We start from the raw sequence: 25065 nt of genomic DNA on the forward strand, positions 1-25065 counted from the left end.
ACCGCCTAATCCAGGTTACTGCGGCAAGGGCAGCTGTTTCGCCGGGGGTTTTGTCTGTTTGAGCCGATCACGCTCATGCTGGGCTTTGCGTTCCTGGGCCTCTTTCTGGCGATCACTGAATTTTTTAGCCTCTTCCGCGGCAGCGCTTTGCTTGTCAAGCCGGTCGCGCGATTTTTCCTGGCTGCCCTTTAGCTTGGCTGCGTTCGCATCACTGCTGCCTTGCTCCGCGGCTTTGGCCGAAGCACGCTCTTCATTTTTCTTTTGCTCCCGTTCAAGGCGGGAGCGAGAATCTTCCAGCGCTTTGGCTCTGCGGTCGGCAGCCTCCTGCTGCTTTTCAGCAGAAGACTTTTCTTCGGTTTTGCGAATCTGTTCCGCGCCCTTGATGCGGCGCTCCTCGTCATTGAGAGAAATTTCCTGCCGCCGCAGATCTCCCATGGCCTCACGCCGGCGGTCATTGACCTTTTCCAGGCAGCGGTTGACGGCAAACCGGTCGTAGCAAGCGGCATCTTCGGCGAGGAAACCAGCCTCCAGCCTGTTGCGTTCGGCGCTGATTCTGGTTCTTTCAGCGTCGATACTCCGAATTTGTTCGGCAGGTGCAGCCGAGTCCACCGTCGGCTGGGCACTCGCCAACGCAGCAAGTGTGCTCAAAAAACAGGCGATTGCCAGATGTTTCATGTGAGTGCGGTATCCACGTTTCTGCGTTCAAGTGCCAGGAATTCTTTTGACTGCATTTCATTGAGCCGGGAGACAGTACGGGGAAACTCGTGTACCAGTGGTCCCTCGGTGTACAACGCGTCGGGCGCAACTTCAGCCGACATGATCAACTTGACCCTGCGGTCATACAACACGTCTACCAGCCAGGTAAATCGCCGCGCCTCGGACGCCATACGTACCGGCATGTGCGGTACATCGCTTAGCAGCACGGTATGAAACTGCGTGGCTATTTCGAGGTAATCATTTTGCGAGCGCGGCCCGCCGCACAAGGTTTTGAAGTCAAACCACACAACCCCGCCCGCCTTGCGCCTTGCCTGGATTTGCCTTGATTCAATCTGCAATATCGGATTTTCATCCTGAGACTCCGCCAGGGCATTGAAAGTCTCCGTCATTTCGGCGTCTGCCTGAGGGCCAAGCGGTGTGTGATAAAGCTTCGCCTGCGCCAGGGTGCGTCCGCGGTAGTCGGTGCCGTTATCAACACTGATGACCTCCAGATGAGCCTTGAGGAGCTCAATTGCCGGAAGGACGCGGTCGCGATGCATGCCATTGGGGTACAACCCGTCAGGCTCGAAGTTCGAGGTCGTGACAAAACCCACCCCATTCTCAAACAGCGCCGACAACAAGCGATGCAGAATCATCGCGTCGGTGATGTCTGCCACATGAAACTCGTCAAAACAGATAAGCCGATATCGCTTTGCAATGCGCCGGCCAAGCTCATCGAGCGGATTTGCCGTGCCCTGGAGGTCCTGCAGTTCCCGGTGCACCTCGCGCATGAACTCATGAAAATGCAACCGTACCTTGCGTTTGAGCGGAACAGCCCCAAAAAAGCAATCCATCAAAAAACTTTTACCCCGGCCAACGCCACCGTGCATGTACACGCCACGGGGCACATCGGGCCGGTTGATCAGCTTCTTGATGGCGTTGGAGCGCTGCTCCTTGAACGCCGCCCACTCAGAGGCACAACGCTCAAGCGCCTCGACCGCCCGCAACTGGGCAGGGTCGCTTTTATAGCCCCGCGCCGCGAGTTCGGCGTCGTACGCCGCGCGCACCGGTTGAGTCACCGTATTCGTGCCCGTGTGCTCAGAAGTTCAAAGTGCGCTTATCGACTGCCAACGCGGCTTCCTTGGTCGCCTCGCTCAGAGACGGATGGGCATGGCAGATGCGCGCAATATCTTCACTGCTGGCACGGAATTCCATGGCCACCACGCACTCGGCAATCAGTTCACTGGCCATCGGCCCAACGATGTGCACACCGAGAATCTCATCTGTGGCGGCATCGGCCAACATCTTCACCATGCCGGTCGTGTCGCCCAGCGCGCGCGCGCGGCCATTGGCCATGAACGGGAAAGTCCCTGCCTTGTACGCCCGCCCGGCAGCCTTGAGCTGCTCTTCGGTCTGGCCGACCCAAGCGATTTCGGGGTTGGTGTAAATGACCCAGGGAATCGTGTTGAAGTTGACGTGACCGTGCTGCCCGGCAATACGCTCGGCAACCGCAACGCCCTCTTCCTCGGCCTTGTGCGCCAGCATGGGGCCGCGCACCACATCGCCGATGGCCCACACGTTCGGCAGGCTGGTCTTGCATTCGTCATCCACCACCACAGCGCCGCGCTCGTCGAGCTTCAGGCCCACAGCCTCAGGGTTGAGGCCCTGGGTGTTGGCCACCCGGCCAATGGAGATGATGAGCTTGTCCACTTCCAGGGTCTGGGCGTCACCCTTGGCATCGGTGTAGGCAACACTCACGCCCTTCTTGCCGCTTTTGATCTCGCCGACCTTCACGCCGAGCGCGATTTTCAGGCCCTGCTTGTCGAATGCCTTCTTGGCCTCTTTGGCGATCTGCTGATCGACTGCGCCCAGAAAAGTCGGCAGGCCTTCGAGCACGGTGACTTCGGCGCCCAGACGGCGCCAGACCGAACCCATTTCCAGGCCGATCACGCCGGAGCCGATCAAGCCCAACTTTTTGGGCACGGCGCCGACGCGCAGCGCGCCGTCGTTCGACAGGATGTTTTCCTCGTCAAACGGCGCGCCGGGCAACGCACGGGCGTTGGAACCCGTGGCCACAATGATGTGCTTGCCGGAGATGGTTTCCTCTGCGGCACCGGCCACCTTGACGTCATAAAGGCCGTCTTTGACGGCGACAAAAGAGCCGCGGCCGTGAAAAAAGGTGACCTTGTTCTTCTTGAACAGGTAAACGATGCCGTCGTTGTTCTGCTTGACGACCGTGTCCTTGCGGGCCAGCATCTTCGCGACGTCCAGGCCCAGGCCCTTGACCTCAATGCCGTGCTCGGCGAAGTGGTGGCTGGCATGGTCAAAATGTTCGGACGATTGCAGCAGCGCCTTGGAGGGGATGCAGCCCACGTTGGTGCAGGTGCCGCCCAGGGCGGGGCCGCCCTTGGCATTTTTCCATTCGTCGATGCAGGCAACGTTAAAGCCCAGCTGGGCCGCGCGGATGGCGGCGATGTAGCCGCCGGGGCCGCCGCCGATGACGATGACGTCGAATTGTTTAGACATTTTCTATTCCTTATTGAGTTCAAACGCCCCCGCGTGGAGGAGTATTCCAAATACGCCGGTGCTCGCCAGCAGGCTTTCCTGCGTGGGGCCATCGGGGCCAAGTTTTACGGTCGTGCCGGGCGTGGTCCTGCAGACGAATATGTGACTGGCATCAAGGCATTCAATCTGGCCAGCGGCATGCAGAGCTACCCAACCAAAGCCTTCGTACTCCGTCTCCAGGAAGCGCCGCAGGGATACGGTTTGCGTGGGAGTCTGCACATAGGCAATAGTCCAGCGGGCCAGGTCCGACTGGTATTTTTCCATCAGTTTTCCGGGGTCGGCATCCGGCGCCTTGACCAGTACCACCCGGGAGCCCGGCTGCGAAGCGCCAAGCCACTGCAGCCCGTAATGACCGCTCCAGTTGTCGTCAACCGGCGCTGCAGCCGCAGCCAGGCCCACGCTCAACGTGCAGGCCAGGCAGGCGACTAGGCGGCGCATCGACAGCCTTAGATGTCGAACAGCAGACGTGCGGGATCTTCCAGCGCTTCCTTCATGGCCACCAGGCCCAGCACGGCTTCGCGGCCGTCGACGATACGGTGGTCATAGCTCATGGCGAGGTAGTTCATCGGGCGCACCACGATCTGGCCGTTTTCGACCACAGCACGGTCTTTGGTCGCGTGCACACCCAGGATGGCCGACTGTGGCGGGTTGATGATGGGGGTGGACAGCATGGAGCCGAACACGCCGCCATTGGAGATCGAGAAGGTGCCGCCTGACATCTCCTCGATGCCCAGCTTGCCGTCACGCGCTTTCGCACCGTACTCGGCAATCTTCTTTTCAATGTCGGCAAAGCTCATCTGGTCAGCATTGCGCAGGATAGGAACCACCAGGCCGCGCGGCGAACCCACAGCGATACCGATGTCGAAATAGCCGTGGTAGACGATGTCATTGCCGTCAACCGAAGCGTTGAGCACGGGATATTTCTTCAGCGCGTGCACAGCCGCCTTGACGAAGAAGCTCATGAAACCAATTTTGGTGCCATGTTCTTTTTCGAACTTTTCCTGGAAGCGCTTGCGCATTTCCATCACGGGCGCCATGTTCACTTCATTGAAGGTGGTCAGGATGGCATTGGTCGATTGCGACTGCAGCAGGCGCTCGGCAATCCGGGCGCGCAAGCGGCTCATGGGCACGCGCTGCTCCGGACGATCACCCAGGTCGGCAGGCTTGGCGGATGCCGCGACCTGAGGCAAGGTGGTGGTCGGCGCGCCGGTGGGGATGACAGCAGCTGCCGGCTTGGCGGCACCGCCAGCAGTTGCACCCAGTACATCGCCCTTGGTGACGCGCCCGTCCTTACCGGTTCCAGCCACCGAGCCAGCGGCAAGGTTGTTGTCGGCCATCAACTTGGCGGCGGCGGGCATAGCAACGCCAGCCATGGAGCCACCGGCTGCGGGAGCAGGTGCAGCCGTAGACGCAGCAGCAGGCGCTGCGACGGCCGCAGCTGCCGCCGGGGCAGCTGCAGGAGCCGCAGCACCTGCCTTGCCTTCGGTGTCGATACGCGCGATCACCTGATCCGACACCACGGTGCCGCCATCAGCGACAACCAGCTCGGTCAATACGCCAGCAGAGGGCGCCGGCACTTCCAGCACCACCTTGTCGGTCTCGATTTCAATCAGGATTTCATCCACAGCGATTGCTTCACCGACTTTTTTCTTCCACTGAAGCATGGTGGCTTCTGCCACGGACTCGGACAATTGGGGGACTTTGACTTCTACGATAGCCATTTGATTCTTTCGGGGTTCGTTCTTGTATTCGTTCGTGATGGGGATTGGGCTGACCTTATTTGGTCAGCACAAAACCCTTGAGCTTGGCAAACGCCCCGTCCACCAGAGCCTTTTGCTGCTCCTGGTGCAGATGCGAGTAACCTGCTGCCGGCGAAGCCGAAGCCGCACGGCCCGAGTAACCCAGTTTTTGGCCTTCGTTCATGTTCTCGTGGATGTAATGCTGCACGAAGAACCAGGCGCCCTGGTTTTGCGGCTCGTCCTGACACCACACGATGTCGGTGACATTCGGGTACTTTTTCAGTTCAGCCGCAAAAGCTTTGTGCGGGAACGGATAAAGCTGCTCAACGCGAAGGATGACCGTGTCGTCAAAGCCTTTTTCTTCGCGCTTTTTAGCCAGGTCGTAGTACACCTTGCCGGAGCACGCCACGACGCGTTTGACCTTGTCGGCCTTTTTGTTGATCTCTTCCTTGTTCTCGGGAATAACCGTCTGGAAACTGCCCTTGGTGAACTCGCTCAAAGGAGATGCCGCATCCTTGGCACGCAGCAGTGACTTGGGCGTCATGATGACCAGCGGCTTGCGCAGGTTGCGCACCATCTGGCGGCGCAACACGTGGAAGATCTGGCTGGCGGTCGTCGGTTGCACCACCTGCATATTGGTGTCGGCCGACAACTGCATGAAGCGCTCCAGGCGCGCCGAGCTGTGCTCAGGGCCCTGTCCTTCATAGCCGTGCGGCAGCATCAGCGTGATGCCGTTGACGCGGCCCCACTTCACTTCACCCGAAGCAATGAACTGGTCGATCACGACCTGCGCGCCGTTGGCGAAATCGCCGAACTGGGCTTCCCAGATCACCAGCGTATTGGGATCGTTGGACGCGTAGCCGTATTCAAACGCCAGCACCGCCTCTTCGGACAGGATGGAGTCGATGACGACGAACGGGGCCTGATTGTCGGCCACGTTCGACAGCGGCACATAGGTGCCGGTGTCGAATTTTTCGCGGTTCTGGTCGTGAATCACGGCGTGGCGGTGCGTGAAGGTACCGCGTCCGCAATCTTCGCCCGACAGGCGCACCGGATAGCCACTGGCCACCAGGGAGGCAAACGCCATGTGCTCGCCCATGCCCCAGTCCACCGGCACGTCGCCGCGGCCCATGGCTGCGCGGTCGTCATAGACCTTCTTGACCAGGTTGTGCGGCGTCACCGTGGCAGGAATCGTCGTGATCTTCTCGGCCAGGCGCTTCCACTCGGCCATGGGGATAGCGGTGTCGCCAGCATCGGTCCACTTCTTGCCCAGGTAAGGCACCCAGTCGACCGCGTACTTGCTCTTGAAGTTGGTGAGCACAGGATCAAAGGTGCTCTTGCCGGCATCCAGCGCGGCGCGCGTGGCCTTGACCATGTCGTCACCCAGCGTATCGCCCATGCCCTGCGCCGCCAGCTTGTCGGCGTACAGGCGGCGTGTGCCGGGGTGCTGTGCGATTTTCTTGTACATCAGCGGCTGGGTGAGCGCAGGCGTGTCCTGCTCGTTGTGGCCCAGTTTGCGGAAGCAGATGATGTCGACCACGACATCCTTGTGGAACTCCATGCGGAATTCGAGCGCCAGCTGGGTGGCCAGCACGACAGCTTCAGGATCGTCCCCGTTGACGTGCAGCACCGGCGCTTCGATCATCTTGACGACGTCAGTGCAATACAACGTTGAACGGCTGTCACGCGGGTCGCTGGTGGTGAAGCCGATCTGGTTATTAATCACGATGTGCACCGTGCCGCCGGTGAAATAACCCCGGGTTTCGGCCAGCGCCAGCGTTTCCATGACCACGCCCTGCCCTGCGAAGGCGGCATCGCCGTGCACCAGCACTGGCAGCACCTGCAGGCCCTGAGGGTCGGCGCGGCGGTCCATGCGGGCGCGCACCGAGCCTTCAACCACAGGGTTGACGATCTCGAGGTGCGAGGGGTTGAAGGCCAGCGTCAGGTGGACGGGGCCGCCGGGGGTTGTCACATCGGAGCTGAAGCCCTGGTGGTATTTGACGTCTCCGCTGGGCAGGTCTTCTGGCGCGGTGTGGTCGAACTCCGCGAACAAATCGGCCGGCACTTTACCGAGGGAGTTGACCAGCACGTTCAGGCGGCCGCGGTGGGCCATGCCGATCACGATTTCCTGCACGCCCTTGATGCCGCCTTGCTGGATCAGCTCGTCCATGCTGGCGATGAAGCTTTCGCCGCCTTCCAGCGAGAAGCGCTTCTGGCCGACGTATTTGGTGTGGAGGAAGCGCTCCAGGCCTTCGGCGGCCGACAGGCGGTCCAGGATGTGAAGCTTCTTTTCCTTGGCGAAGTTGGGCTTGCTGCGAATCGATTCGAGCTTTTGCTGCCACCAGCGCTTGTGGTTCTGGTCAGTGGCGTACATGTATTCGGCGCCGATGGTGCCGCAATAGGTTTCGCGCAGCGCGTTCATGAGCTCGCGCAGGCTCATCGTGTCTTTGCCGAAGAAGGTGTTGCTGGTGTTGAACACGGTTTCCTGGTCGGCGTCGCTGAAGCCGTAGAACGATGGCTCCAGTTCGGGAATCTTGTCGCGTTCGGCGCGCTTGAGCGGATCGAGGTCGGCCCAGCGAGCGCCGACGTTGCGGTAGGCGGCGATCAATTGCTGGACGGCGGTGCGCTTGCGGCCCATTTCGGAGTCTGCGCCGCTGGCGACCACCACTTTGGTCTGGCCTTGCTTGGCGCGCTCGGCAAAGGCATTGACGACCGGCAGATGCGGAACGTCCTTGGCATTGCTGCCGTCAACGGCGGGAACGTGCTGGAGTGCGTCGAAATACTCGCGCCAGTTGTCGGGCACGCTGCCGGGGTTCGCGAGGTAGTTTTCGTACATCTCTTCGACATAGGGCGCATTGCCGCCGAAGAGATAGGTGTTGCCCTGATAGGCTGAATAGACGGACGACGCCGTCGGGTTGGAACTCATATCCGCTGACCTCCGTTTCCCTTGGGGAAACATTAGCTGGTTAAAGCTTGTTAAATTAACCTTCCGCAACACGGCTGGACCGATTAGCGGATGCGACTGTGGCAGGAAGGGCCTTCAGAAACAACCCAGATTGTGCCACCGAACTGTGACAGCGGAAAGACCGTGTCATGACCATAGCCGAAAAGCCATGGCTTCTGCGCACTCACAACGCCCTCACATACCTCTTACATGCTCTCACATGCCTTCACATGCCTTGGAGCTACTGCTGCATCTGGGGGCTGAAAGTCACCCGGCAAGGCCTGGGTTGCCGGCCACACCCACAAGCCGCGGGGTATTGGGTTTGACGGGTTTGATAACCTTTTGGGCCTTCAGATAGGTTTCCACGACATCCCAGACCGGTGGACCGGCATTTTTGCTGGCCTCGGCCACAGGCGCCCAACCGGCCACCTTGTAGGTCTTGCCGGCGTCAATGAGCTTGCCGCCCAGGCGCATGTCCTGGATGCGTTCCCCCATTTTGGCGCCAGGCTCGCAGGTGTAGGTGAGCCCGCCCACACGCACCATGTCGCCGCCCTGCTGGTAATACGGGTCGGGGTTGAAGAGGTTGTCACCCACGTCTTCCAGAATGGTCTTGATCATGTCGCCGCGCATGTCCGTCAGCGTGGTCCAGGGGTAAGTGATGGCGGTCTGGTCCATCACATGCTCGCGCGTGATGGCCTGGCCGGGCAGCAGCGAAGTCCCCCAGCGAAAGCCCGGCGAAAATGCGATGTCGGCGCCACGCACCTTCATCAGCGCATCCAGGATCAGCTGGTCGAAGCTGCCGTTGAAGTTGCCGCGCCGATAAAGCGTGCCTTCCGTCACCGCCAGCTTTTCGCCCAGTTTGTCGGCATAAGGCGCCCTCACCTTCGCAATCAGCTCGTCCATGGTCGCGTCGGCTGGCAGCAAGTTGGCAAACACCGGAAGCAGCCGGTAGTTGAAGCCCGCCACTTTGCCATCCTTCACGTTCAGGTCCAGTACGCCGAGAAACTTGCCGTTGCTGCCGGCATTGGTCACGATGGTCTGACCGCCCGGGTTTTTGACGATCACCGGCACCGGCACGCCGTCATGCGTGTGGCCGCCCAAAATGGCGTCGATCCCCGTGACACGCGAAGCCATTTTGAGGTCCACGTCCATGCCGTTGTGGCTGAGCAGCACCACGGCCTGCGCACCCTTGGCGCGGGCCTCGTTCACGGTCTCCTGCATCTCGCTCTCACGAATGCCGAAACTCCAGTTGGGTGTGAGCCACGCCGGGTTGGCAATAGGCGTATAGGGAAAGGCCTGGCCGACGATGGCGACCGGCACACCGTTCAGTTCCTTGATCACATAGGGCTTGAAGACCGGGTCGCCGAAGTCGGCAGTCTTGACGTTTTGGGCGACGAAATCGACCTTGCCGGCGAAATCCTGCTCGACGATCTTCTTGATGCGCTCTTCGCCGTAGGTGAAGTCCCAGTGGCCGGTCATCACGTCCACCCCCAGCAGCTTGGCCGCATCGACCATGTCCTGCCCTTGCGTCCAGAGCGCGGTGGCGCTGCCCTGCCAGGTGTCGCCACCGTCCAGCAACAAGGCGCCGGGACGTCCGGCTTTCAGCTGTTTGACAAGCGTGGCCAGATGGGCAAAACCGCCGACCTTGCCATACTGGCGAGCGGCCCGCTCGAAGTTGAGGAAGGTCAAGGCATGGGCCTCAGGCGTGCCCGACTTCAAACTGGCGGCTTTGAGCAAATGCTCGCCCACCAGGTGGGGTGCCTGCCCGCGCATGGCGCCCACGCCCAGGTTGACGGAGGGCTCGCGAAAGTAAATCGGCAGCAACTGGGCGTGGCAGTCGGTCATGTGCAGCAGGTGCACGTTGCCGGTGCGCGGCAGTTCATACAGGCTAGCGGCCTGGGCGGCGCCAGCCTCACGCTGCAGGGGAAAACCGGCGGCCAGCGCGGCCGCCATGACACTTGCAAACTCGCGGCGGGAAAGATTCATGGCGTTGGACATCCTGCCCGGTGCACCAGGCATGCTTTCAGATTGCTATCACTTCAGTAGCTGCTTGCGCTCGTCACTATTGGGCTGCAAGCCTAAAACACCATCAACTTACTTGTTGACGGGAGAATTCGGGTCCAGCAGCAGCGCCATCACGTCGCGGATCTGTTGCTCGTTCAGGATGGCGGCGTGGCCGAACCTCGGCATGTCGGAGCAGGCGTTGTAGGCTTTGGCGTTCCACAGCTTGCCCCAGGTGTAGTCCACGATGGGCTTGCTCTCGGCGGAGGCCGGGTTGCTCACGCCGCGCAGCTTGCCGTAGTTGTAGAGGCTGGGGCCGATGGAGCCGAAGGACAACTCGGCTTTGCTGATCTGGTGGCAGTTGTAGCAGCTGCCGCCGTTGGCTTCGCCGGGCTTGTCGCTCCAGGTCAGGCCACGGCCGTTTTGCGCGATCTTCTCGCCTTCGCTCCAGTTGCCGAGATACTTGCCATCGGAAGGCAGTTTCACGGTTTTGAGGTTGGCTTCTTCGATGGACTTGGCAAGTTTTTCGTCCAGCGGCTTGCCGGCGGCTTCGGAGCAAGCCTGGTTGGAGGCGTCCGGCGTCAGGCGGTCCATCTTGGCGATGCCCTGCTCACGGAAGGAGCTTTTGAGCACCAGCTGGGTGGCTTCGTCTACCTGCTGCGCCGTGGGTGCAACTGCGCAACTGGACAGGAAAAAGGCGGTCAATGCCAGGCAGGCAGTGGACAGGGCGGCTTTGGTGTAAATCATCTTCATCGGGTTCTCCTGCCGGATTAGCGTTTGAGGGCCGGCGCAATGGAAGCGCCACCCTTGCTGTTGACGCCCATGAACACACCCAGGGCAATGGTGGCGTCAGACGCGTAGCCCGGGAAGGGGAAGCGCTGCTGGCGGTAGCAGTCGTTCAGGCGGCGCTGCATGCTCCACAGGTCACCGCTGGAGACGCGGTAGGCCGGCCAGGAGCCGAATCCGGTGCCCGCACCGGGCTGCTTGGTGAGGTTCGGCAAATCCTGCAAGCGCACACGCTTGTTGTCTTCCCCGTGGCAAGAGGCGCAGGAGAAGTCGTACGGGCCGCCGCGAAGGTAAAACACCTTCTTGCCCACTTCGTACATCAGCTTTTCCTTGTCGTGCGACTGGGGCACGTTAAAAGCCAGGTCACGCGACTCGCCCGAGATATAGGCCACCAACGATTCGATGGTTTTCTGCTCGCCAGCGCCAAAGCGGGTTTTGGCAATCTCGCTGGCGTTAAAGCCCTGCAGCTGCTCCATGCAGGTCAAGAGGCGCGACTCCAGGTCTTGCACGCGCTGCGTGTCGGCAAAAAACCGAGGCAGCTCGACAAAAGCGCCCTTCACCACGCCTGGACCCTTGCCCAGGTCGCATTTTTCAAGCGACGCATTTTTGGGGCCACGCGCCTGTTTCCAGAGGGCCTCGCCTTTGGCTTCGTAGAGCTCGGCAGGATTGCCGTCGGCCAGCATGGCGCGGTATTCGGCAATGCCTTCTGCCGTGCTTTTCTGCGCCAGCGCAGTCAAAGGCAAGGCAGATATCGCGGCCAGTGCCGCCAGCCCAAACAGGCTTGATTTCATCGTGGTCTCCTCAAATGTCGTTGTGGGCGGCCTCTGCCGCGGCGGGAACGCCCCGGCTCCAGCCGGGTTCAGGCGCAGGCCCGATCAGGAAATAACGGCTTCGTCTGTCCGCTTGTCGCCGTGGTTGTCGACCCAGCTGACCGCAATCTTCTCACCGGCCTTGCCGCCCTTGAAGCTGAACTGCACAAACGGGTTCTTGGACACCGCCGTGCCCCACTGCGCGCTCATCACGGTTTTACCGTTCCAGGTTGCGGTGATGTTCTGGATAAACCAGGCTGGCACGGTCTTGCCGGCGGCGTCTTTGCGCTGGCCGCTTTCCATTTCGTGGCTCACGAGCACGCGTACCGTGGTTTTATCGCCTTGGGCCTGTGCCCGGATTCGCATTGGATCTGACATGTCTTGTTCCTTTCAGTCGTTAGGTGTTGCGGGGACTCAGCCGCCGCAGCCGCCCAGGGTCACTTTGACTTCTTTTACTGCGTAGAAGTACTTGTCGCCGGCTTTGGCCAGCGCATACACGTTGGAGGACTGGCCCATCTTGAGATTGGTCGAGACGTTGGCGTCGGTGCCGGCGGGAATGTCGAACATCGCGGCCAGCGCGCTGGGGTTTTTCTCAACCACAAACGCAATTTGCGTGGTGTTGGCGATATTGCTTTGCGCCCCAACGCGCACCACATTGCCGTTCTCGGCGATCTCGGGCGCCTGCAGCAGCAGGTCCTTGCTTTCGACCGGGGCGCTGGTCGCACCCATGGCTTTGGCGGCATCGGCCAGGGACTTGCTGTCAAAAGCGGCCTTGTTCCAGCCCGGCGCGTTTTGCGCGTGGGCCGGGTTCAGGCCCGAAGCGGCGGCCAGCACCAGCGCGGTGGCGCCAGAGCTGCTGGCCAGAAAATCACGACGTTCCATGGTGAACTCCTTTTATATAACTTGAATGTCTTAAAAACTAGGCTCGATTGGACACAAAAACGCAGGATTCGGGGAGAGTGCTTCTCCCGAGAATGCCGTAAAAATAACTTTCCGGTTGGTGCATGGGTTTTCAGGCTTGCGCCCCCTTATTTGGCAGCGCCCTGCGCCAGCCACTGGGAAATCTGCGCCGCCTCGGCCGCGCTCAAGGCCTGCGGTGGCATGGGCATTGCGCCCCAGACACCCTGCCCACCTGCCTTGATTTTGCCTGAGAGGTAGACCGCCGCATCCGCACGATCCTTATATTTGTTGGCTATATCCCTGAAGGAAGGTCCCACCAGTTTGTTCTCTACACCGTGGCAGGCGGTGCAGGTATTTTTCTGCAGCAGCGGCATGACGGCGGCGAGTCCGGTAGCGGTCTGCTTCGCCGGATCGCCGGACGTATTGGCAGTGGGCGCCAAGGTGACCGGCGCTGAGATTGCTATCTTTTCAGGAGCTGCTTGCGCACGTTCTGATTGGGCTACAGCCTGATTTTTTATTGAACTGGCGGCTGCTGGTGGAAGCGTGGTATCCACCCCGCGGGTACCCCCCACCCCGCGCGACTGCTCGGCCAGGTTGCCATGCGCGTTGCGCGCGTAGTCCGGTAAAAAGCTTTTGATCACCACCTCGGTCCGGCAGTTCGCCATGCAGCCCGAACCCTGCACATCAGGGCGCGCGGTGCCACCCAGCTCTTTGCCCGGCCACATCGCGTGCGCCGTGGTCATGCCATTGCGATTGGGCAAGCGGGCCTGTACCTCCCGGATATTGCCGTCCGACAGCGTGAAGTCATCGGGGAGGATATTGCCCAGGTTCAGGATGTAGGCCGTGACGGCATAGACCTCGTCAGCCGTCAATGTTTTCGGTGCATTCCAGGGCATGGCGCGGTTGATGTAGTCCCAAAGCGTCGACAGCGTGGAGACTTTCATCAGCGTGGTGCGGTTCGGCTGGTTGGAGCCAGGCATCAGGCCGTCCACACGGCCATTCTTGATGTCTTCAGCCGTGATACCGCCGGCAATTGGCGTGAACACTTCGGAAGACTCGGCAAAACTGCCGTGGCAGGACGCGCATTGCGCCTCCCAGACCACCTCGCCCTGCCGTACCGAGCCCTGCCCTTTGGGCAGGCCCTTGAAGTCGGGTCGCACGTCGATGTCCCAGGCCTTGACTTCCGCCGGCGTCGCCGTGCGGCCGATACCCGCAAGGCTTACCTGCTTGTCCGCAGCCGCAGCCCACTGGGCGAAGCCCGCCAGCAACAGCGAACCCATTGCAACGCGCACGCCAGGGAAAGCGGACCAGGCTTTAAATCTGGACATTTTTCACCTCGCCGTTTTCTTCCAGCGACCACGACTGAATGGCATTGTTGTGATAAATGCTGCGCGACGCACGCACCTTGCGCAGTTCGTTGTACGTTGGCTGGATCTGGCCGGTTTCGTCCACGGCGCGGCTCTGGAAAATGGCCGGTTTTCCGTCCCACACGAAGTCGGCATTAAAACGCGTAAGGCATTTGGCCAGCACCGGCCCTTCCAGGCGTGCGGGTGCCCAATTGCGCCCGCCATCCACGGAGACATCCACACGCTTGACCTTGCCCCGGCCGCTCCAGGCCAGGCCCGTGATGTTGTGAAAGCCCTTTTGCAGCAACACCTGCCCGCCGCTGGGAGAGGTGACCACGCTTTTGACTTCCTGGATGCTGGTGTATTGCCGGTGCAGGCCGCTTGGCTGCAGGTCAACGTAATGAATCGTCTCGTCCTTGGTCCCGTAAGGCATATCGCCCACTTCAATACGCCGCAGGTACTTGATCCAGCTCACGCCCTGCACGCCAGGCACGATGAGCCGCAGTGGGTAACCGTTTTCGGGGCGCAGCATTTCGCCGTTCTGCCCGTAGGCCACCAGTACCTCACCGCTCATCACCAGGCTCATGGGAATGGTGCGAGTCATGCCCGAGCCGTCAGCCCCCTCGGCCAGGATGAACTTGGCGCGTTTAAGGTCCGCACCGCACAGCTCCAGCAGCGCGCGCAGCGGCACGCCGGTGAATTCGCTGCAGCTCAGCATGCCGTGGGTGTACTGCACCGTCGGCACCGCCGCATTGCCCCACTCCATGCCGGTGTTGGCGCCGCATTCGATGAAATGCATGCGGCTGACGTTCGGCAGGCGCATCAGCTCATCCATGCTGAAAACCATGGGCCGCTTCAGCATGGCCTCATCGGAGCCGTTGACCATCAGGCGGTGCCTGGACGGGTCAATGTCCCACCAGCCCTGGTGATGGCGCTCAAAGTGCAGGCCGCTGGGCGTGATGATGCCGAACAATCCCTGCAAAGGGCAAAAGCTCACGCTGGCCTGGCCAATGCGCGTCAGGCCCGGGCTTTCACGGCGCTGCAGGTTCTTTTCCCATTCACTGGGCAGACCATAGCCCCTGGCAGCCACGGGCTGGCCCAGGCCTTTGCTGTGGGCGGGCAGGTTCAGGATATTGGCATCGCCCTCAGGAGTCGCAGCCCGCGCCTGGCCTGCAAGCGCTACACCTGCCGACGCAGCCGCAAACGCGCCGGCCAGAAAACCGCGGCGCCCGGCGCGCACATCCGCCATTTGATCTTTTGAAAGGAAATTCTCGGGCGCACGCTGTATGAAACGGCTCAGCATAAAAAGCGTTCCTTCGTTCAGGCGTCGTGGGGGGAGGATCGCGGCGACAGGCTTTCTTCCGGCGACAAGCCGCCCGGTTCATCCAGCTCAATGGCGATCTGGGTACACACACTGCGGCACAGCGCCACCGCTTTTTCGCTCTGAACGCGGTAAATCACCTGGGTGCCTTCCTTGCGCTTGGCCAGCACGCCGGTGCGATACAGCACAGCCAGATGCTGGGACAGGTTGGGTTGCGTGGTGTCGATTTCCGCCAGCAGCTCGTTGACGGACTTTTCACGCTCGCACAGCGCGCTCAGGACGCGCAGACGCATGGGCGTCGCCAGTACAGCAAACAGCTCGGCCGCCAGTTCAAATACACGGCCTCTCTCGACTTGCGCACTCGTCTGAATCATCTCAGTCATAGCGATTTATTCTTAATATAAGTGATTGCTAATATTAAGCGCGAAGCCGCCTCAAAAAACCCGTAAATACCCTAGGCGCACCGGGCAAAGACGTAAATATCACCCACCAGCTTGCCAAACACCCAAAAGGTGTTGCCCGCACGCACTTCCACCGGGTGGTAAAGGTGTAATAAAGGGTTGAAAGACCCCTCATCGTGATATAAAACTTTTGTTACTTACGAGTTGTTACCCGGGGCCAGTAAAACCCAATACTTATGTTTTCAAAAAACACCTTTATCTTCCGCAGCACCGCCATCTTCCTCGCCGTCATGATGGCCAGTGCGGTGCATGCGGAAGTCGATGCACTCGTCACCGATGCACGCACCCTGCTCGACCAGAGCCAGGCACAAAAAGCCTTCGACCTGCTTGAGCCCCAAGAGACCACCCGTGCAGGTGACCCTGACTTCGACACCGTATTGGGGATTGCAGCCAATGAAACAGGCCAGTACACCCGGGCCGTGTTCGCGTTGGAACGCGTTTTGGCCGTGCAACCCAGCAACTCCCGAGCACGCGCGGAACTCGGACGCGCGCTGTTCTCTGTCGGAGACACCAAGGCCTCCCGTCAGGTACTGATGGAAACCAAGCAGGAAAGCATTCCTGCGGAGGCCGCCGCTACCATCGACCAGTTCCTGCAAGCCATCGACCGTACGGAAGAAGCCGCCCGCTCCTCAGTCAAACCATTTCTGGAAGCCAGCATTGGCTACGACACCAATATCAACAGCGGGCCCGGCAATTCCAACGTCGCGGTCCCACTTTTCGGCGGGGCGATTTTCGCCCTTAGCGCATCGGGTGTTGAGACCAAGGACGCATTCATGACCCTGGGCGGCGGGTTGTCAACCCGCTACGTAGTAGACCCACGCTGGTCGTTAATCGCCAATGCCTACGGCAATTCGCGCGTCAACGCCAAGTACAACGACTTCAACACAGGCCAGATCGACCTCAATGCCGGCGCCAGCTATCGCTACGAAAAACATGAGTTCACCGGGGTCGTCCAGGCCGGCACCTATACCGTTGCCGGATCCCGCGCGCGCGACCAGCAAGGCCTGGTTGGTGAGTGGACTTATCGTGTCGACGGCTTCCGCCAATGGAGCACCTATCTCCAGTGGGGCCAGTTGAGTTATCCGGGCCAATCGCTGCGCGACGCGGACCGCACCGTGCTGGGAACGTCCTATGCCCACGCATTCCGCGATGGCCTGGTGCTTTTCGCAGGCGCTTATGTGGGCACCGAGAAGGAAAAGGCCGGCGGTGTGCCACATCTGGGTCACAAGCTGTACGGCGTCCGTGTGGGCGCACAAAAATCCGTTCGCGATGACCTGGCTTTCTTCGGCAACCTCAGCTACGAAGACCGAAATTACGGCGGCACAGATCCGCTGTTCCTGGTCACCCGCCACGACAAGCAGGTCAACCTGAACGTCGGCCTCAACTGGATACCGGCAAAACTCTGGCGTGTCACACCCCAGATTTCGCTCACCTCCGTGAAATCCAATGTTGCCATCTCCGATTTCAACCGCAGCCTCTTTTCCGTCACGCTGCGTCGGGATTTCTAGCCGCACCCCAGCTCTTGATTGAAACCAGGAATACATCGTGAAAACATCATTCAATCTTCAATACACCTTGCTCGCAATGGCGCTAGCCAGCGTATACCCCCTGTCTGCCGCGGCTGCCCCGTCAGCGGGTATTGCACAGTTCACCACGGGCGAAGTCAGCGTGCGCCGCAACGACGGCAAGACGGATCCACTGGTCAAGGGCAAAGATATTGAAAGCGGGCAATCCATCATCACGGGAGCCAATGGCCGGGCACAGGTGAAGTTCACCGATGGCGGTCTCATATCACTACAGCCAGGCACAGAGTTCAAGGTGGCCAACTATGTCGATAAGGCTGACCCCAAAGAAGACCGCTTTCTGGTTGACCTGCTGCGCGGCAGCATGCGAGCCATCACCGGCCTGATCGGCAAGCGCAACCGTGAAAATTACAAGGTCACGACCACCACGGCCACTATCGGCATCCGTGGCTCGGGTTTTAACGCCGGATACAACCCCGACGGCTCGCTCAGTGTCACCACCGAGCTTGACGCAATTGAAGTGTGCAACTCAGGTGGCTGTATTGGCCTGACTGCCGGCGAGTCGGTCAGGGTGATCAATAACACGGATGCACCGGTTCGCACCAATGTGCGGGCCGCCGTGCCTACACCGCCACCCGACCAGGAGCCGATTGTGGTCGGAAACAATGTCAACGGCGAGGGCAAAGCGACCATTGTCGTGGGTGCGCTTGTACCCGTCCAAAGGACATTTACGGACATTCAGGTCGCTGCGGTAGGAACGAACGGTGGCTCCCAGTACACCCTGTTAAGTGGTGCTGGGGCCACCTCGATTTTCAGCGACAACAAACTCCTGAAGGTCGACGACAACGCTTCGGGCTTCGGAATTTGGAGTGAAACAGGCACGCCACAACCAGAGGCCAATTTCAAGGGCATCGGCAGCGTCACGGACCCCAACTTCATTGGATGGGGCACCTGGACTACAGGCCAAAAAGACTACCTCGGCATCACCATGCTGGACAACGTGCACTACGTTGCAGGGCGCCCCACCTCGCAAACGGATATCTCCGCCTTGTTGTACAGCGGCGTTGCCAACTATACATTGGTGGGCAACACCGCCCCGACGCAAAACGGCGTTGCCGGCACGCTCAATGGCGCGACCTTTTCCGTGAATTTTCAGACGGGCTACACCATCAGCGTGGCGATCAATACCTCTTTCGGTAATTTCACGGATACGGCTTCGGGCAGCACGCCCACCTTCTCAGGCGCCTATATCCAGGGCATGTTCGTCGGCAGCAATGCCGCCTTTGCAGGCCTCACATATGCCAAGGATCCCGGCGGCGGCCTGATCACAGGGGCCGTGGCCTTCCAGAAGTAGCCGCAGCCTGATAGGCAGAAAGCGCGGTCGCAATAGCCGCGTCGCCATGCAGCCGTTCCGCTTGGTGCATGGCAGCCTGCCCCATGGCATGGCGCAAGGGGGGATTGCCGGCCAGCTGTTCCAGTGCGTTCCACGCCTCCTCCTGCGAGCCCACCAGCAAACCCGTCTCGCCCGGAATCATGATTTCCGCATAACCGCCAAGCCTTCCGGCCACCACAGGCAATCCGGAGGCCATGGCCTCGGGAACTACTCGCCCATAGGCCTCCACGGTACTGCCGGTGCGATAGAAGAAGACATCCAGCGTCCGCAGGAAATCTGCCACAGCCTCCACGCCGCTGGGCAGCAGTTCCACGCCCTCGACACCCTGCAGCTGGTTCGCCAGACAGGTGCCACCCATGACTCGCACGTGCCAGCCATTCGCAGCAAGCATGCGGTACAGGTCAGGGTCTTGCGGATGGTGTTTGTCCGGGGTATCACGACTGACCCGGCCAACAGTCAAAGAATTGACAGGCGAGATCGACCGTGCCCGCCCCACCTGCAAAAACGGCTCGAGATCCATCAGGCTGTAACCCACCCGCCCCGGCAACCCGGCCGTCAGGCGCAAAGCCTGTGACGCGAATATCAGTTCGGGCTCAAGCAATGTCGTGTCCCGCAGAATCTCGATGAGGGAAAACAACCGCTCATAGCTCGCAAGGTTGCAATGCAGGATGACCCGCCCAAAGCGGGCGTATTTCAGCCAGACAGCCGGCGGAACATGGGCGCCGCCCCAACACAAGTCCCCGTCTTTCGGGAACTGGCCGGCAAAGGGCTGGATCGCCTTCACGCCCTGCGCTGCATAGTGGCGATGCGGCGGCACTACAGACCAGAGCTGCGCGGGCCGAAGCGGCGACAGCAATCCGGCGAGCGCAACAAGCTCCAGCTCGGCACCCGCATAGGGGTCGTCAAAATACCCGACGAAGTGTATCGGCCTGGGCGGCGCTGGGGCGGTGAACTGACTCATGATTTGAAATCGGCGAAAGAGGTGTTCAGAGAGTCTGTCACATAATCAAAACATACCGCCCGGTGCTCCTCTCATGCCGTCCTCTTCTTCATTTTCTGCCTCGTCTGCGCCTCCCCAGGGATCCTCAGGCAACGCAGCTGCAGGAACGGCAATGGGCGCCAGCCCTCTTCAGCATCGTATGGACCAAGGCGCAGCGGCACATGCAGCAGGAAATCTTGTGGCCGCACTGGTGCATTTTGAGGCTGCGCTGGCTTTGGCGCCTGACAACACGAACGCTGCGTCTGCGTGCGCGGCCTTGCTGTTCGAGCAGTCTCGGCCCAGAGCCGCACTTTCCCGCCTCTGCCAGGTGGAAAACCAGCTTCTGGCCGAAGCCGAAGGAGCCTGCAACCTGGGCATCGCGGCCCTCAGCTGCGCGCAACCCGCGCAGGCCAGAGGATATTTTGAGCATGCCCTGCGCCTGGACGAGAGCCATGTGCGAACGCTGATTCATCTCGGTACTCTGGCTGCCCGCGAAGGGCGTTGGTCCGACGCCATCGCTCACGCGACGCACTGCCTCAGGCTGCTGCCGCAATCCGAAACGAGCTGGACCAACCTCGCGGACTTCCTGATGGGAGGCCGCCAATCCGAAGAGGCACTGGCCCACCTTGACGAAGCGCTGGGTCGGTTTCCCGGACATCCCGAGCTTGCCCTGCGCCACGCTGTCGCCCAGGCGCTCAGTGGCAACTTTGACGCCGCCGAGCATGAAATGGCCTCGCTTGACGCACAGGCCCAGGGTGCTCTGCGTTTACTCCTGAAAAAAAGTACGCCCTTTTCCCCTGGTGACGCCGAGGCCGACACCACCCCCCGCAGCCTTTTCTGCCTGCAAGCTTTTGAGGCGATGGACGATTGCGACTGGCGTGATCGGCATAAGCTGACTGCTGCATTGAGAGAAATACTCGCGGACGTCCGGCAACCCGGCAAGGGCCGCGATTCGCGGCACACGATGCTGTACGGCCTCACGCTGCCGCTGCCCGACGAAGACCTCCTTCTCGCAAGTCAAGCAACATGGGCTGCATTGGCCGCCCCCGCCCCGGCACCTGCCAAACCTTTGATCCCGTTTTCAATTAAACAGCCGTTGCAGCGCGATGACCGCATTCACGTCGGCATTGCCGCGCGCAGCCTGCGCGACGCGGCCGCCACTTCTGCACTTGCAGCGCAGCTGGCGCTGCACGACCACAGCCGCTTTGCCTTTCATATCTACTCACCCACACCCCAGCCGCAGGCGATGTTGGCCGAGCCGCTGCACCCTCATCACGTGGTAGAGATTGCGCATTTCACCGACGAAGAAACTGTTGGCCGCATCCGGCTGGACCGGCTCGACCTGTTGGTCGACAACTGCTTTGGCACACCATGGTGGCGTCCTGGCGTTTTGCATCGGCGCGTGGCCGCGGTACAGCTGGAGCAATACGCTTTGCAGCCGTATCCCGTCAACGCTCCATTTGACTACCTGGTGTCAGACACCTTCGTGAGCCCCCACGCCCCGCAACCTCCGGCCAGCGGCGCCGCGCTTGTGCGCTTGCCGCATGCGGCCTGGTTTTTACCAGACTCGCCGCAGCCGGAACGGGCCTGCATCCGCGCGGAAGCGGGGTTGCCGGAAGACGCCTTGGTGCTGTACTCACGCGCACGGCCCTTTGCCATCAATCCGCAGAGCTTCAGCGCCTGGATGGACATCCTGAACGCGGTGCCCGACGCCGTGCTGTGGTTGCCCGACGCCGGTCAAGCTGCTGCGCAAAATCTCGCGCGGGAAGCCGCGGCCGCAGGCATCAATCCGGAACGACTCATTCTGACCAGCTCCGCCGCGCAAGACGCGCTGCGCCTGCAACACGCCGACCTGTTCGTGGATACGCTGCACCTGAGCACCTTTAAGGGCTTGTCGGATGCCCTGATGGCAGGCATTCCCGCCATCAGTTCCGCGGGCAGCTCCATGGCATCGCGGATGGGCGCCAGCAGGCTCTCAGCTGCGGGCCTGCCGGAGTGCATTGTTGAAAGTCGCCAGGCTTACGTGGCGGAAACCGTCCGGCTGGGACGTGACAGGGGTTCATTGAGCGCACTGCGGCAGCGCCTGCACGCCGCCAAATCGGATGCCGCATTTTTCGATCTGAATGCCCGTATCCGGGAACTTGAGGCTGCCTGGACCTCGATGGCACAGCGAACGCGCGACAAGCAGCCTCCGGCCGGATTTGATGTAGTGCCTCACCCCAGTATCCGTTTCAGTACTGGCAATCAATAGCTATCAATTCAATAGCTGGTTGCGCACGTACTTATTGGGCTACGGGCACTTTTATTGCCTAAATAGGCTCAAATCGCGCCCGGCGACTCCGGTAGCGCGCACACCTCACCCGTCGGCGCCAGTCCGGCCAGTTCCTTGGCCTCGGCAACGCCCACAGCCCGCGGCAGGGCCACGCCGTTCTTCACCGCCGTGAGCTCGGCCAGAATGGAAATCGCAATCTCGGGCGGGGTCTTGCTGCCGATGTAAAGGCCGATCGGGCCATGCAGTTTGTCCAGCTCCTCGGCTGTCATGTCGAAGTGCTCTGCCAGCCGTTCGCGGCGGCGCTGGTTGTTCAGCCGCGAGCCGATGGCGCCCACATAAAACGCCTCAGACCGCAAAGCCTCCATCAGCGCCAGGTCGTCCAGCTTGGGGTCGTGCGTCAGCGCAATCACCGCGCAGCGGGTGTCCAGCTTCATGGCCTGCACCACGTCGTCGGGCATGCCGGTGGCCAGCTCCACGCCGTCCACCTGCCAGCTGTCCCGGTATTCCTCGCGCGGGTCGCACACCGTCACCGCGTAGTCCATGCCCTGCGCAATCTGCGCCACAAAGCGCGACAGCTGCCCGGCGCCGACGATCAACAGGCGCCAGCGCGGGCCGTGCAAGGTGACCAGCGCGGCTTCAGATACCTGCATCGACTGGCTGGGCTGGGCCGTGCTGAGCGTGACGGCACCCGTGTGCAAATCGAGCCGGCGCGCCACCAACTCACCGGACTGCAGGCGCTGCAGCAGTTCATCGACCCGGCTGCTGGCCGACAAGGGCTCAATGGCCAGCTCGATGGTGCCGCCGCAGGGCAAGCCAAAGCGGTGTGCTTCATCGGCCGTGATGCCGTAGGTGACGATCGCCGGCTGCGTGCGGCTCAGGCCTTCGCGGCGGGCACGGTCAATCATGTCGTCTTCAATGCAGCCGCCCGACACCGAACCCACCACCCGGCCGTCTTCGCAGATCGCCAGCATGGAACCCTCGGGCCTTGGGCTGGAGCCCCAGGTCTTGAGCACAGTAATCAATTCGCAACGCAGGCCCGCGGCCAGCCATTGCGACGAGGTCTTCAGAACTTCGAGGTCGATGTTATCCATGCGTCAAATGCTAGCAGCCCGCCGTCATTTCTGCCTCGGCCCGGTGCCAATCCCTTTCAGCCACAGCACCTGTTCTCAAGCCTTCGCCAGGTTGTCGTTAAGCGGCAGCGTGCGCACCCGCTTGCCAGTGGCGGCAAACACCGCGTTGGCCACCGCGGGCGCCACCAGCGCCGTCGCCGGCTCGCCAATGCCGCCGGGCTTTTCGGTGCTGGGCACCAGCGTGATGTCCATCACCGGCGACTCGTGCATGCGCAGCACCGGGTAGTCGCCAAAATTGGTCTGCTGCACCCGGCCCTTGTCCAGCGTGATCTGGTTGTTCAGCGCCGCCGACAGGCCGAAAACGAGGCTGGACTGGATTTGCGCCACGACCGTGTCCGGGTTCACCATGCGGCCCAGGTCGGCCACCACCGTCATCTTGTGCACGGTTACCTGGTTGTCCTTCACCGACACCTCCGCCACCTGCGCCATGTAGGTGTCATAACCCTCCATCAGCGCGATGCCGCGGCTGCGGCCGGCCGGCGGCGGCGTGCCCCAGCCGGCTTTGTCGGCGGCCATCTTCAGCACATTGGCAAAGCGCGGCTGCTTTTCCAGCAAAGACATGCGATACGCATACGGATCCTTGCCGGCGGCCAGCGCCATCTCATCGACAAAGCTCTCATTGGCAAATGCGTTGAGCGCGTGGCTCACCGAGCGCCAGTAGCCCGCGCGCAGGCCGGTGTCGTTGATCACCAGGTCATATTTCGTGTTCGGGATGTCATAGGGCACCACACCGGCTTCGGCCATGAACGGGTCCAGCGTGTCCTTGGGCAGGCCAAAGGCCCGCTGCGTGATGGACTGCGAAGTCACCTTGAAATTGAACGCCACCGGTTTGCCATCAGCACCCAGCCCGGCCGACAATTGATTCAGCGCCATGGGCCGGTAAAAGTCATGCGTGGTGTCGTCTTCGCGGCTCCACAGCAGCTTGACGGGTTTGCCCACTGCCTTCGAGATTTGCGCCGCCTGGATGATGAAGTCCACCTCCAGCCGCCGGCCAAAACCGCCACCCAGGAAGGTCGTCTTCAGCGTGATGTCTTCGGGCTTGATACCCAGCGCCGCCGCCACGCCGCCTTCAGCGCCCTGCTGGAACTGCGTCGGGCCAATCAACAGGCACTTGCCGTTTTTGTAGTCGGCCGTGAAGTTCATGGGCTCCAGCGTCGCGTGCGCCAGCAGCGGCGAGATGTATTCGGCCTTCACCGTTTTGGCGGCGCCCTGCATGGCTGCCGCCGTGTCGCCCTTGGGCGCAATGATGGGGATCACCTTGCCGGTGTCCGACGCCTTGCGGATGCCCTCCAGCATGCTGGCGTTGCTGATGGCCGCAACCGGGCCTTCGTCCCACTGCACCGTCAACGCCTGGCGTGCCTTGTAGGCATGCCAGTAGCTGTCGGCCACCACCGCCACGCCATCGGGGATCTGCACCACGTCGATCACGCCGGGCATGGCCTTGGCCTTGGCGCCGTCAAAGCTCAACACCTTGCCGCCAATCACCGGGCACTGCTGCAGGCTGGCGTACACCATGCCCGGCAGCTTCACATCGATGCCGAATTCCGCCGTGCCGTTGACCTTCATCGGCGTGTCCAGCCGCTTGGTTGGTTTGCCGACGATGGTGAAGTCTTTCGGGTCTTTCAGCGCCACCTTCTCGGGCACCGGCAGTTTGGAAGCCGCCTCGGCCAGCGAGCCATACGTAGCCTTCTTGCCATTGGGGCCGATGACCATGCCGTTTTCAGCCTTGAGGGTGGAGGCATCAACATTCCATTTGGCAGCCGCCGCCGACACCAGCATCATGCGCACCTGCGCGCCGGCAATGCGCAACTTTTCCCATCCGTCGCGCACCGAGGTTGAGCCGCCGGTGATCTGCGCGCCCAGCAAGGCATTCGTATAGACCTTGCCCGGAGGCGCAATCGCCACCTTGATTTTGCGCAAATCCACATTCAACTCTTCAGCAATCAGCATGGGCATCGAGGTGTACACGCCCTGCCCCATTTCAGACCGTGCCGACAGCAGCGTGATGGTGTTGTCGTCAGCAATGTGCACCCAGGCATTGGGGGTGTAAAGCGTGCCGGCCGCCTGGGTAGCAAGCGGTAAGCCCAGCGTGACACCCATCATCAGCCCGCCCGTGACGGCGGACGAAGTCTTGAGGAAAGTACGGCGATCAGGGCGATCGAGGGAGACCAGTGTGTTGGTAGTCATGATCATGTCTCCT

20 protein-coding genes are annotated in these 25065 nt (G+C 61.2%); 3 read left to right on the forward strand and 17 right to left on the reverse strand.

Translation table 11 applies throughout. The annotated features are described in order from the left end of the window. Positions 1-15: 15 nt before the first annotated feature. The 14 genes from ABI546_RS02415 to ABI546_RS02480 all read right to left on the reverse strand — a co-directional run bounded on the left by ABI546_RS02415 (position 16) and on the right by ABI546_RS02480 (position 15490). Positions 16-675 carry a hypothetical protein gene (locus ABI546_RS02415; RefSeq protein WP_348043743.1) on the reverse strand — a complete coding sequence of 220 codons (660 nt, stop codon included), beginning with the start codon at positions 673-675 and terminating at the stop codon, positions 16-18. Beyond that, the gene (gene zapE / locus ABI546_RS02420) at positions 672-1775 is read right to left on the reverse strand and encodes a cell division protein ZapE (protein ID WP_348043745.1); all 1104 of its coding nucleotides are present in this window, start codon (positions 1773-1775) and stop codon (positions 672-674) included. Before zapE ends, ABI546_RS02415 begins: the two co-directional genes overlap by 4 nt. Before the next feature lie 19 nt (positions 1776-1794). Next, on the reverse strand, positions 1795-3222 hold the full coding sequence (gene lpdA / locus ABI546_RS02425) for a dihydrolipoyl dehydrogenase (protein ID WP_348043747.1): 1428 nt from the start codon (positions 3220-3222) through the stop codon (positions 1795-1797). A gap of 3 nt (positions 3223-3225) precedes the next feature. Beyond that, positions 3226-3699, reverse strand: coding sequence for a hypothetical protein (locus ABI546_RS02430; protein ID WP_348043749.1), 474 nt, complete (start codon positions 3697-3699; stop codon positions 3226-3228). An 8-nt stretch (positions 3700-3707) separates the two neighbouring features. Further along, positions 3708-4982, reverse strand: coding sequence for a 2-oxoglutarate dehydrogenase complex dihydrolipoyllysine-residue succinyltransferase (odhB, locus tag ABI546_RS02435; RefSeq protein ID WP_348043751.1), 1275 nt, complete (start codon positions 4980-4982; stop codon positions 3708-3710). A gap of 55 nt (positions 4983-5037) precedes the next feature. Then, a complete protein-coding gene (locus ABI546_RS02440) occupies positions 5038-7926 on the reverse strand; it encodes a 2-oxoglutarate dehydrogenase E1 component (protein ID WP_348043753.1) in 2889 nt (962 codons plus the stop codon). Between the two features lie 285 nt (positions 7927-8211). Beyond that, positions 8212-9930 carry a thiosulfohydrolase SoxB gene (gene soxB, locus ABI546_RS02445; RefSeq protein WP_348043755.1) on the reverse strand — a complete coding sequence of 573 codons (1719 nt, stop codon included), beginning with the start codon at positions 9928-9930 and terminating at the stop codon, positions 8212-8214. Positions 9931-10038: 108 nt separating this feature from the next. Continuing rightward, complete coding sequence (soxX, locus tag ABI546_RS02450) at positions 10039-10698, reverse strand: sulfur oxidation c-type cytochrome SoxX (RefSeq protein WP_348043757.1); 660 nt, start codon at positions 10696-10698, stop codon at positions 10039-10041. A 17-nt stretch (positions 10699-10715) separates the two neighbouring features. After that, on the reverse strand, positions 10716-11522 hold the full coding sequence (gene soxA, locus ABI546_RS02455) for a sulfur oxidation c-type cytochrome SoxA (RefSeq protein ID WP_348043759.1): 807 nt from the start codon (positions 11520-11522) through the stop codon (positions 10716-10718). 84 nt (positions 11523-11606) lie between these two features. Further along, the gene (gene soxZ, locus ABI546_RS02460) at positions 11607-11918 is read right to left on the reverse strand and encodes a thiosulfate oxidation carrier complex protein SoxZ (RefSeq protein ID WP_348043761.1); all 312 of its coding nucleotides are present in this window, start codon (positions 11916-11918) and stop codon (positions 11607-11609) included. 36 nt (positions 11919-11954) lie between these two features. Further along, positions 11955-12422 carry a thiosulfate oxidation carrier protein SoxY gene (gene soxY / locus ABI546_RS02465; protein WP_348043763.1) on the reverse strand — a complete coding sequence of 156 codons (468 nt, stop codon included), beginning with the start codon at positions 12420-12422 and terminating at the stop codon, positions 11955-11957. A gap of 146 nt (positions 12423-12568) precedes the next feature. Continuing rightward, on the reverse strand, positions 12569-13768 hold the full coding sequence (locus tag ABI546_RS02470; protein WP_348043765.1) for a c-type cytochrome: 1200 nt from the start codon (positions 13766-13768) through the stop codon (positions 12569-12571). Then, the gene (soxC, locus tag ABI546_RS02475; protein WP_348043767.1) at positions 13755-15089 is read right to left on the reverse strand and encodes a sulfite dehydrogenase; all 1335 of its coding nucleotides are present in this window, start codon (positions 15087-15089) and stop codon (positions 13755-13757) included. The genes ABI546_RS02470 and soxC overlap by 14 nt, the downstream gene beginning before the upstream one ends. 17 nt (positions 15090-15106) lie before the next feature. After that, entirely contained in the window at positions 15107-15490 is a 384-nt protein-coding gene (locus ABI546_RS02480) for a metalloregulator ArsR/SmtB family transcription factor (protein WP_348043769.1), read from the reverse strand. Between the two features lie 254 nt (positions 15491-15744). On the opposite strand from ABI546_RS02480, the gene ABI546_RS02485 reads away from it, so the two are divergent. Beyond that, the gene (locus tag ABI546_RS02485; protein WP_348043771.1) at positions 15745-17076 is read left to right on the forward strand and encodes a surface lipoprotein assembly modifier; all 1332 of its coding nucleotides are present in this window, start codon (positions 15745-15747) and stop codon (positions 17074-17076) included. A 37-nt stretch (positions 17077-17113) separates the two neighbouring features. Further along, the gene (locus tag ABI546_RS02490; RefSeq protein ID WP_348043773.1) at positions 17114-18445 is read left to right on the forward strand and encodes a FecR family protein; all 1332 of its coding nucleotides are present in this window, start codon (positions 17114-17116) and stop codon (positions 18443-18445) included. On the opposite strand, the gene ABI546_RS02495 is transcribed toward ABI546_RS02490, so the two are convergent. After that, entirely contained in the window at positions 18417-19445 is a 1029-nt protein-coding gene (locus ABI546_RS02495; RefSeq protein WP_348043775.1) for a glycosyltransferase family 4 protein, read from the reverse strand. The two genes, ABI546_RS02490 and ABI546_RS02495, sit on opposite strands and share 29 nt — an antisense overlap. 178 nt (positions 19446-19623) lie before the next feature. Here ABI546_RS02495 and ABI546_RS02500 point away from each other — a divergent pair, with 178 nt between their 5' ends. Then, entirely contained in the window at positions 19624-21714 is a 2091-nt protein-coding gene (locus ABI546_RS02500) for a tetratricopeptide repeat protein (protein ID WP_348043777.1), read from the forward strand. 68 nt (positions 21715-21782) lie between these two features. Here the strand turns inward: ABI546_RS02500 and ABI546_RS02505 are convergent, their stop codons facing one another. Both ABI546_RS02505 and ABI546_RS02510 read right to left on the reverse strand, forming a co-directional pair. Beyond that, positions 21783-22826, reverse strand: a complete 1044-nt coding sequence (locus ABI546_RS02505; protein ID WP_348043779.1) for an XdhC family protein — start codon at positions 22824-22826, stop codon at positions 21783-21785. Positions 22827-22901: 75 nt separating this feature from the next. After that, positions 22902-25052 carry a xanthine dehydrogenase family protein molybdopterin-binding subunit gene (locus ABI546_RS02510; protein WP_348043781.1) on the reverse strand — a complete coding sequence of 717 codons (2151 nt, stop codon included), beginning with the start codon at positions 25050-25052 and terminating at the stop codon, positions 22902-22904. Between the last annotated feature and the right edge of the window lie 13 nt (positions 25053-25065).

It is taken from the genome of Polaromonas sp. (genome assembly GCF_039932935.1).
Taxonomy (GTDB): domain Bacteria; phylum Pseudomonadota; class Gammaproteobacteria; order Burkholderiales; family Burkholderiaceae_C; genus Polaromonas.

Excerpts from the sequence above, each read along its gene's own strand:
- ABI546_RS02415 (WP_348043743.1), bottom strand. The coding sequence starts at position 675 with ATGAAACATCTGGCAATCGCCTGTTTTTTGAGCACACTTGCTGCGTTG.
- lpdA (WP_348043747.1), bottom strand. The coding sequence starts at position 3,222 with ATGTCTAAACAATTCGACGTCATCGTCATCGGCGGCGGCCCCGGCGGC.
- ABI546_RS02430 (WP_348043749.1), bottom strand. The coding sequence starts at position 3,699 with ATGCGCCGCCTAGTCGCCTGCCTGGCCTGCACGTTGAGCGTGGGCCTG.
- odhB (WP_348043751.1), bottom strand. The coding sequence starts at position 4,982 with ATGGCTATCGTAGAAGTCAAAGTCCCCCAATTGTCCGAGTCCGTGGCA.
- ABI546_RS02440 (WP_348043753.1), bottom strand. The coding sequence starts at position 7,926 with ATGAGTTCCAACCCGACGGCGTCGTCCGTCTATTCAGCCTATCAGGGC.
- soxB (WP_348043755.1), bottom strand. The coding sequence starts at position 9,930 with ATGAATCTTTCCCGCCGCGAGTTTGCAAGTGTCATGGCGGCCGCGCTG.
- soxX (WP_348043757.1), bottom strand. The coding sequence starts at position 10,698 with ATGAAGATGATTTACACCAAAGCCGCCCTGTCCACTGCCTGCCTGGCA.
- soxA (WP_348043759.1), bottom strand. The coding sequence starts at position 11,522 with ATGAAATCAAGCCTGTTTGGGCTGGCGGCACTGGCCGCGATATCTGCC.
- soxZ (WP_348043761.1), bottom strand. The coding sequence starts at position 11,918 with ATGTCAGATCCAATGCGAATCCGGGCACAGGCCCAAGGCGATAAAACC.
- soxY (WP_348043763.1), bottom strand. The coding sequence starts at position 12,422 with ATGGAACGTCGTGATTTTCTGGCCAGCAGCTCTGGCGCCACCGCGCTG.
- ABI546_RS02470 (WP_348043765.1), bottom strand. The coding sequence starts at position 13,768 with ATGTCCAGATTTAAAGCCTGGTCCGCTTTCCCTGGCGTGCGCGTTGCA.
- soxC (WP_348043767.1), bottom strand. The coding sequence starts at position 15,089 with ATGCTGAGCCGTTTCATACAGCGTGCGCCCGAGAATTTCCTTTCAAAA.
- ABI546_RS02480 (WP_348043769.1), bottom strand. The coding sequence starts at position 15,490 with ATGACTGAGATGATTCAGACGAGTGCGCAAGTCGAGAGAGGCCGTGTA.
- ABI546_RS02485 (WP_348043771.1), top strand. The coding sequence starts at position 15,745 with ATGTTTTCAAAAAACACCTTTATCTTCCGCAGCACCGCCATCTTCCTC.
- ABI546_RS02495 (WP_348043775.1), bottom strand. The coding sequence starts at position 19,445 with ATGAGTCAGTTCACCGCCCCAGCGCCGCCCAGGCCGATACACTTCGTC.
- ABI546_RS02500 (WP_348043777.1), top strand. The coding sequence starts at position 19,624 with ATGGACCAAGGCGCAGCGGCACATGCAGCAGGAAATCTTGTGGCCGCA.
- ABI546_RS02505 (WP_348043779.1), bottom strand. The coding sequence starts at position 22,826 with ATGGATAACATCGACCTCGAAGTTCTGAAGACCTCGTCGCAATGGCTG.
- ABI546_RS02510 (WP_348043781.1), bottom strand. The coding sequence starts at position 25,052 with ATGACTACCAACACACTGGTCTCCCTCGATCGCCCTGATCGCCGTACT.